The organism is Salmonella sp. 32070601201500089SM (genome assembly GCF_017573605.1).
Lineage (GTDB): Bacteria > Pseudomonadota > Gammaproteobacteria > Enterobacterales > Enterobacteriaceae > Salmonella > Salmonella enterica.
In genome coordinates, this window is record NZ_JAGETK010000026.1 from 17,264 (window position 1) to 24,839 (window position 7,576).

Below are 7,576 nucleotides of genomic sequence, written 5' to 3' on the forward strand. Positions count from 1 at the left end.
GGTAGAATTATGACAAACCGATGTCGAATGAAGGTTAGATGCTTTCTGAAAATCATGATGGTGGTGGGGGAAGGATTCGAACCTTCGAAGTCGATGACGGCAGATTTACAGTCTGCTCCCTTTGGCCGCTCGGGAACCCCACCAAGGGTAATTCAAATTGTAGGTAAAGCTTGAAGATGGTGGTGGGGGAAGGATTATTCGTCGCTTCGCTCCTCACCCTACGGGCCGTTGCCGTTGGCAACGTTCTCTCGCTTTCGCTCGAGTCGAACCTTAATCGAAGGTTCTCACCCTTCCCCGACAAGTGCAAACTTCTGCATTGCTCATCGAGTTAACTACATCGATGTAGTGAATAATGGTGGTGGGGGAAGGATTCGAACCTTCGAAGTCGATGACGGCAGATTTACAGTCTGCTCCCTTTGGCCGCTCGGGAACCCCACCACGGGGTAATGCTTAATACTGGCCCGCTTCCTTTCGGGAAGCGGGGCGCATCATATCAAATGACACGCCGCTGTAAAGCATTCCTTTGCCTGAAATGAACTGTTTGCGTACTTTTCATCCGTAACGGATTAAAGCTAATCAATTCATATTACTGACGATTAAAGAATAATCGTCCGATTGCTGTAAACAAAGACCCGCTGCGCCAGAACCTGATACAGCGCGCGGCTTAATACGTTTTTCTCAACGTCGCGCCCGGCACGCATCATATCTTCTGCGGTGTAAGTGTGATCGACATGAATCACGTCCTGCATAATGATTGGGCCTTCATCCAGATTATCATTCACATAGTGCGCGGTAGCGCCGATGATTTTCACGCCGCGCTCATAGGCCTGATGATAAGGGCGCGCGCCGATAAACGCCGGCAGGAATGAGTGGTGGATATTGATAATTTTGTTCGGGAAGCGCGCCACAAAACCTGGCGTCAAAACACGCATATACTTGGCCAGCACCACATAGTCCGGTTGATGGGCATCAATGGCGTCCGCCATCTTCGTGTCATGCTCTTCACGCGTTAATCCCTCATGGCTGACCAGTTCGAAAGGGATCTCAAAACGTTCAACCAGCGAGCGTAACGTTTCATGGTTGCCAATGACCGCGGCGATTTCAACATCCAGCCCGCCATAGTTGGCTTTCATCAGCAGGTCGCCCAGACAATGCGCCTCTTTGGTAACCAGAATCACTACCCGACGGCGTCCGGCGGGATTGAGTTCACGAACAGAGCCTTCCGGTAAGGCGCTGTCCAGATCGGCCAGAAGAGTGGAATCATTGAAGATGCCTTCCAGCTCGGTCCGCATAAAAAAGCGTCCGGTGCGATGGTCCACAAATTCATTGTTTTGCACAATATTAAGCTCGTGCTTATAGCAAATGTTGGTAATCCGCGCGATAAGGCCTTTTTGATCGGGACAAATAGTACGCAGAACTTTACGTTGTAGTGATTGCATTGCCGGAAAAATCCTGTTGAGAGTGTTTGCTGTATCGATACTGTCAGGCGTCACTGGCCGCAGCACTTTTTAAATTTTTTGCCTGAACCGCACGGGCAGGGATCATTTCGACCCAACTGCGGGCGGGTACCGTCAATATAATACCACTGACCGTTTTCTTTGATAAAACGAGAACGTTCGATAATCGCCCCGGTTTTCCCTTGTTCGGAAAAACGCGCGATAAAACTAACATACCCTGTATTTTCTGCTTCTGACCAGGTATGTTCAAAAATAGTCAGGCCGAGCCACCTGGTATTGGCAAATCCGGCGATGATATCATCACGAAACGCGGCCGCATTGCAGGTTGGATGCCAGCTCTTAATTAAGTAATCTGCGTCTTTCATCACAAAAGCGCAGTAACGAGAGCGCATGAGATGTGACGGATCGGGTGCTACTCGTTCTCCGGACACAATACGACCACAACATAGGCTATACTCGTCAGCGCTACCACAGGGACAAGGCTGAGACACAATAATCTCCCTGAATATAAAAAACGGCGTTGAACGCCAGGGTGGCATTATGTTAACTGAGCAGTGGCGATGTTGCTACGTCTTGAAGCCAGGGGAAGTCGTTAAGTACGATGAGAAAAATGAAAATAGGGCTGGCGCTGGGATCTGGCGCAGCGAGAGGATGGTCTCATATTGGGGTCATCAAAGCCCTCAAGCAAACAGGCATTGATATTGATATCGTTGCAGGATGCTCAATAGGTTCACTGGTCGGCGCCGCGTATGCCTGTAATAAATTATCGGCGCTTGAACAGTGGGTATGTTCATTCCGCTACTGGGATGTTTTACGCCTGATGGATGTATCCTGGGGCAGAGGAGGGTTGCTTCGCGGCGAACGCGTATTTAATCACTATCGGGATATTATGCCCGTCACGGATTTTGACCACTGTTCAAGACGTTTTGGCGCGGTCGCGACGAATCTTAGCACGGGACGAGAGCTATGGTTTACTGAAGGCGATCTACACCTTGCCGTACGCGCGTCGTGCAGTATGCCAGGGCTGATGTCTCCGGTTGAACATAACGGTTACTGGCTGGTAGATGGCGCAGTCGTTAATCCGGTACCTGTTTCGTTAACCAGGGCGCTGGGGGCTGATATCGTTATTGCGGTAGACCTGCAACATGATGCCCACCTCATGCAGCAAGATTTGCTCTCTGTAAATGTCGGGAATATCAATGAAGAGAGCGATGATGCGCTGCCCTGGCATAAGCGTTTAAAAGAACGTTTCAGTAGCCTGACTTCACGCCGTGGCGTGAGTTCGCCTGGGGCAATGGAAATCATGACAACCTCCATCCAGGTGTTGGAAAATCGTCTTAAACGTAACCGTATGGCTGGCGATCCGCCTGATATTCTCATTCAACCATTCTGTCCGCAAATCTCAACGCTGGATTTTCATCGCGCCCATGCCGCTATTGCGGCGGGTCAGTTAGCCGTAGAGAAAAAGATGGACGAACTTATACCCTTGGTGCGTACCGACGTTTAATGTACCTTTTACGATCACTTAAGCAAATTCTGACAGGCGCAAGCGGCAATACCATGCCACTATTGATTAAAGCCAGTCAGGGGAGAGAACATGACGCAGCCATTGGTCGGAAAACAGATTCTTATTGTTGAAGACGAGCCTGTATTTCGCTCGCTTCTGGATTCGTGGTTTTCCTCTTTGGGAGCGACAACGGCATTGGCAGGCGACGGGGTAGATGCCCTGGAGTTGATGGGGCGTTTTACCCCTGATCTCATGATATGTGATATCGCTATGCCGAGAATGAACGGTCTCAAACTGGTAGAAAACTTACGTAATCGCGGAGACCAGACGCCTATTCTGGTTATTTCCGCAACAGAAAATATGGCGGATATCGCCAAAGCGTTACGCCTTGGGGTTGAAGATGTCTTGCTGAAGCCGGTAAAAGATCTCAACCGCTTGCGGGAAACCGTATTCGCTTGCTTATACCCTAATATGTTTAACTCGCGGGTTGAAGAAGAAGAACGCCTGTTTCGTGACTGGGATGCAATGGTGAGTAATCCAACCGCCGCAGCGCAATTGTTGCAGGAATTGCAGCCCCCGGTACAGCAGGTGATTTCTCATTGCCGCATTAATTACCGGCAGCTCGTCTCCGCCGATCAGCCTGGACTGGTGCTGGATATTGCGCCGCTATCTGATAACGAACTGGCATTTTATTGCCTGGATGTCACCCGGGCGGGCGATAACGGCGTGTTAGCCGCATTGTTGCTGCGGGCGCTATTTAACGGCTTATTGCAGGATCAGCTCGGCCAACAAAAGCACCGTTTACCGGAGTTAGGCGCGCTATTAAAACAGGTAAATCATCTGCTCAGACAAGCCAATTTACCTGGGCAATTCCCGCTATTTGTCGGCTACTATCACAGTGAGCTCAAAAATTTGATTCTCGTCTCCGCCGGATTGAACGCCACCTTAAATACGGGCGCTCATCAGGTTCAAATTAGCAGCGGCGTGCCGCTAGGAACATTGGGTAACGCCTACCTTAACCAATTAAGCCAGCGTTGCGACTCATGGCAGTGTCAAATATGGGGCGCAGGAGGGCGTCTGCGATTGATGTTGTCTGCGGAATGACCAAACGGAAGAGTGAGCGGAAATTGCTTTACCGGCCTTTCCCGACGAGTGTTACTATCTGCGGCAGATTTATAAGTATTTGTCTTAATTATACCAATATAAGTCCTTTTTGGACCTGAGGCTTGTTCTGGTACTGATATACTGGAACACGATACAGATTAATGAACACGTTCAATACATGAACAGTCCAGGAGAATTTTAAATGGCTGCCCTTAATTCGAAAGTCAAAAAAGCCGTTATCCCGGTCGCGGGATTGGGAACCAGGATGCTGCCAGCGACCAAAGCTATCCCGAAAGAGATGCTGCCGCTGGTTGATAAGCCATTAATTCAGTACGTCGTGAACGAATGTATCGCTGCTGGCATTACTGAAATCGTGCTTGTTACGCACTCGTCTAAAAACTCTATTGAAAACCACTTTGATACCAGTTTTGAGCTGGAAGCGATGCTGGAAAAACGCGTTAAGCGTCAGCTTCTGGAGGAGGTTCAGTCTATTTGCCCTCCGCATGTCACTATTATGCAGGTACGTCAAGGGCTGGCAAAAGGCCTGGGCCATGCCGTATTGTGCGCGCATCCCGTTGTCGGAAACGAACCTGTCGCTGTTATTCTGCCAGACGTTATTCTTGACGAATATGAGTCCGACCTGTCTCAGGATAACCTGGCTGAAATGATCCGCCGTTTCGACGAAACCGGCAATAGCCAGATTATGGTTGAGCCAGTAGAAGATGTGACCGCATACGGCGTGGTCGATTGTAAAGGCGTTGAGCTGGCGCCGGGCGAAAGTGTGCCGATGGTTGGCGTGGTTGAAAAACCAAAAGCGGATGTCGCGCCGTCTAACCTTGCGATTGTCGGGCGTTATGTGTTGAGCGCGGATATCTGGGCGTTGCTGGCGAAAACCCCTCCGGGCGCCGGGGATGAAATTCAGTTGACCGATGCTATCGATATGCTGATCGAAAAAGAAACGGTTGAAGCCTACCACATGAAGGGTAAAAGCCATGACTGTGGTAATAAGTTAGGATATATGCAGGCATTCGTTGAATATGGCATCCGTCATAATTCGCTGGGTGCTGAATTTAAAGCCTGGCTTGAAGAAGAAATGGGTATTAAGAAGTAACGATACGTTATAAATTTTTTAACAGAAGCGCTGGTAAATCCGGCGCTTTTTTATGCCTGGGGTCGTCAGCGGAGAACTCAGGCAAAAAAAATCCCGCCAGCGGCGGGATTTTAAGCATCCAGGAAGTAAATTATTCCTTGATCAGGAAATCTTCCAGTTGCTTACCTTGTTCTTCCATTGCTTTTTTGATTACAGCCGGTGTACGACCCTGGCCAGTCCAGGTTTTAGTTTCACCGTTTTCGTCAACGTAGCTATATTTAGCCGGACGAGCTGCGCGTTTAGCTTTGGTGCCGGATTTAGCGGCAGCCATGCTATTCAGCAGTTCATTCGGGTCAATGCCGTCGGCAATTAACATTTCACGATACTGTTGCAGTTTACGAGTGCGTTCTTCCACTTCAGCAGCAGCAGCGCTTTCTTCTTCACGACGCTCATTAACGACAACTTCTAATTTTTCCAGCATTTCTTCAAGCGTTTCCAGAGTACATTCTCTTGCCTGCGCACGAAGAGTACGGATGTTGTTCAGAATTTTAAGTGCTTCGCTCATTGTAGTAATCTCAAACTTATATTGGGGTGGTTTGTTGAGCTAATAATAGAGCGATAAATTCAGTTGTGCAATAGCCAGGAATGTAAGGAATTCAAAATTACGCTTTATTAAGCACACGTTTTAATTATCTCAACTTAAATTTTCCTTGAGGCGCCGCACAAAAAAGAGCTTATTGGCAGGGGGGATACTCACCGTCTGTCGCTAAAAATTTAGGAGTCAGGTCACATTTTATCATGATGAAATACGATCTCATTGCTGAGATATCAATCTCTTGTATTAGATTTCCTTACAAGAAAACCCTATTACTTTGCACCGGGTATGAGTAACGGTAACAATAAGTACAAGGTTTTCATATTGGCGGGTGATGATAAGCATTGTTGATGAATTTTAACGGCATAATTTGTGAAGGAATGTGTATATACCCTTCATACTTCAAGTTGCTTATGCGTTGGCTACGCTCGCTCACTCCAGTCACATAGTTATCTATGCTCCTGGGGACTCACTCCCTTGCCGCCTTTAAGCAACGCGAATTATTTTGGGTATAGTGAGCGATGTTTGTACAATTCTTAATACTCACCGGAGCGCGAGCCGCGCCGTCGCGTCGGTAAATTATGGTACAATCCCGCCAATCTTTATTTCACTCAGGTGAGGTCCTGCGACCAATGGCACAGCTATATTTCTACTATTCGGCAATGAATGCGGGTAAGTCGACTGCACTGCTGCAATCTTCATACAATTATCAGGAACGCGGGATGCGTACCGTCGTATATACGGCGGAAATCGACGATCGTTTCGGCGCAGGCAAAGTCAGCTCTCGTATCGGTTTGTCGTCGCCGGCAAAATTGTTTAACCAAAATACATCCTTGTTTGAAGAGATTCGTGCCGAGAGCGCGCGGCAGACAATACATTGCGTGTTAGTCGACGAAAGCCAGTTTTTGACTCGCCAGCAGGTTTATCAATTATCCGAGGTTGTCGACAAATTAGATATTCCAGTACTTTGCTATGGGCTACGAACAGACTTTCGTGGGGAGCTCTTTGTCGGCAGCCAATACTTGCTGGCATGGTCAGATAAGCTGGTGGAATTAAAAACTATCTGTTTCTGCGGTCGTAAAGCCAGTATGGTTCTGCGCCTTGATCAGGACGGCAGGCCTTATAACGAAGGCGAACAGGTGGTTATTGGCGGGAATGAACGCTACGTTTCAGTTTGCCGTAAGCATTATAAGGACGCGCTGGAGGAGGGCTCACTGACGGCGATTCAGGAGCGTCATCGGCACATATGATACCTGAGGTAAAGATCGGCTTATAAAACGCCCTGTAGCGCTTTGGAGGTCATTATTCAGGCCTCCTGACGAAGGGCGTGCCGTGAGCACGTAGGCCAGATGATCAGCATAGCGCCTTCAGGCATCAGATAAACAGGTAAAACAAAAAAACGGCCTCAATTGAGGCCGTTATTGTCATGCTAAAACAGATAACGAATTAAGCGGATTTTTTCGCTTTTTTCTCTGCTTTCGGTGCGGCAACGACGTCTTTCTTCGCTGCAACTTCACCTTCGGTGAAATCACGACCGTAGTAGGTATCCAGCAGAATCTGTTTCAGTTCGGAGATCAGTGGATAACGCGGGTTAGCGCCGGTGCACTGGTCATCGAAGGCATCTTCAGACAGTTTGTCAACGTGTGCCAGGAAGTCAGCTTCCTGTACGCCTGCTTCACGGATAGACTTAGGAATACCCAGCTCAGCTTTAATGCTTTCCAGCCATGCCAGCAGTTTTTCAATCTTAGCGGCGGTACGGTCGCCCGGCGCGCTCAGGCCCAGGTGGTCAGCAATTTCAGCGTAACGACGGCGTGCCTGCGGAC

The 7,576-nt window shown here is 48.7% G+C and carries 8 protein-coding genes, 2 tRNA genes and 1 other RNA gene; 4 read left to right on the forward strand and 7 right to left on the reverse strand.

Annotated features, from left to right (window positions below):
- Positions 1-58: 58 nt before the first annotated feature.
- From J4728_RS23480 to J4728_RS23500, 5 genes are all read right to left on the reverse strand, one after another.
- A tRNA-Tyr gene (locus J4728_RS23480) sits at positions 59-143 on the reverse strand.
- Positions 144-177: 34 nt separating this feature from the next.
- Positions 178-309: non-coding RNA, RtT sRNA (locus J4728_RS23485), on the reverse strand.
- Between the two features lie 44 nt (positions 310-353).
- Positions 354-438 (reverse strand) — tRNA-Tyr (locus J4728_RS23490).
- A 158-nt stretch (positions 439-596) separates the two neighbouring features.
- Positions 597-1,439 carry a formyltetrahydrofolate deformylase gene (purU, locus tag J4728_RS23495; RefSeq protein WP_208212510.1) on the reverse strand — a complete coding sequence of 281 codons (843 nt, stop codon included), beginning with the start codon at positions 1,437-1,439 and terminating at the stop codon, positions 597-599.
- A 50-nt stretch (positions 1,440-1,489) separates the two neighbouring features.
- Positions 1,490-1,948, reverse strand: a complete 459-nt coding sequence (locus J4728_RS23500; RefSeq protein ID WP_001540172.1) for a YchJ family protein — start codon at positions 1,946-1,948, stop codon at positions 1,490-1,492.
- 110 nt (positions 1,949-2,058) lie between these two features.
- Between J4728_RS23500 and rssA the strand changes: the two genes are divergently transcribed.
- The 3 genes from rssA (at position 2,059) to galU (ending at position 5,179) form a co-directional block, all read left to right on the forward strand.
- The gene (gene rssA, locus J4728_RS23505; protein ID WP_001230575.1) at positions 2,059-2,964 is read left to right on the forward strand and encodes a patatin-like phospholipase RssA; all 906 of its coding nucleotides are present in this window, start codon (positions 2,059-2,061) and stop codon (positions 2,962-2,964) included.
- Between the two features lie 90 nt (positions 2,965-3,054).
- Positions 3,055-4,068, forward strand: a complete 1,014-nt coding sequence (gene rssB / locus J4728_RS23510; RefSeq protein ID WP_000193432.1) for a two-component system response regulator RssB — start codon at positions 3,055-3,057, stop codon at positions 4,066-4,068.
- Positions 4,069-4,270: 202 nt separating this feature from the next.
- Positions 4,271-5,179: a UTP--glucose-1-phosphate uridylyltransferase GalU gene (gene galU, locus J4728_RS23515; protein WP_000729450.1), complete on the forward strand. Its 909-nt coding sequence runs from the start codon at positions 4,271-4,273 to the stop codon at positions 5,177-5,179.
- A gap of 130 nt (positions 5,180-5,309) precedes the next feature.
- Here the strand turns inward: galU and hns are convergent, their stop codons facing one another.
- Positions 5,310-5,723: a histone-like nucleoid-structuring protein H-NS gene (gene hns, locus J4728_RS23520; protein ID WP_001287383.1), complete on the reverse strand. Its 414-nt coding sequence runs from the start codon at positions 5,721-5,723 to the stop codon at positions 5,310-5,312.
- A gap of 662 nt (positions 5,724-6,385) precedes the next feature.
- Between hns and tdk the strand changes: the two genes are divergently transcribed.
- Positions 6,386-7,003 (forward strand): thymidine kinase, encoded by a 618-nt coding sequence (tdk, locus tag J4728_RS23525; protein WP_000068097.1) that lies wholly within the window; start codon positions 6,386-6,388, stop codon positions 7,001-7,003.
- Between the two features lie 196 nt (positions 7,004-7,199).
- Here the strand turns inward: tdk and J4728_RS23530 are convergent.
- Positions 7,200-7,576: iron-containing alcohol dehydrogenase (locus tag J4728_RS23530; protein WP_072276842.1), on the reverse strand; the 377-nt coding region annotated here is incomplete at its 5' end.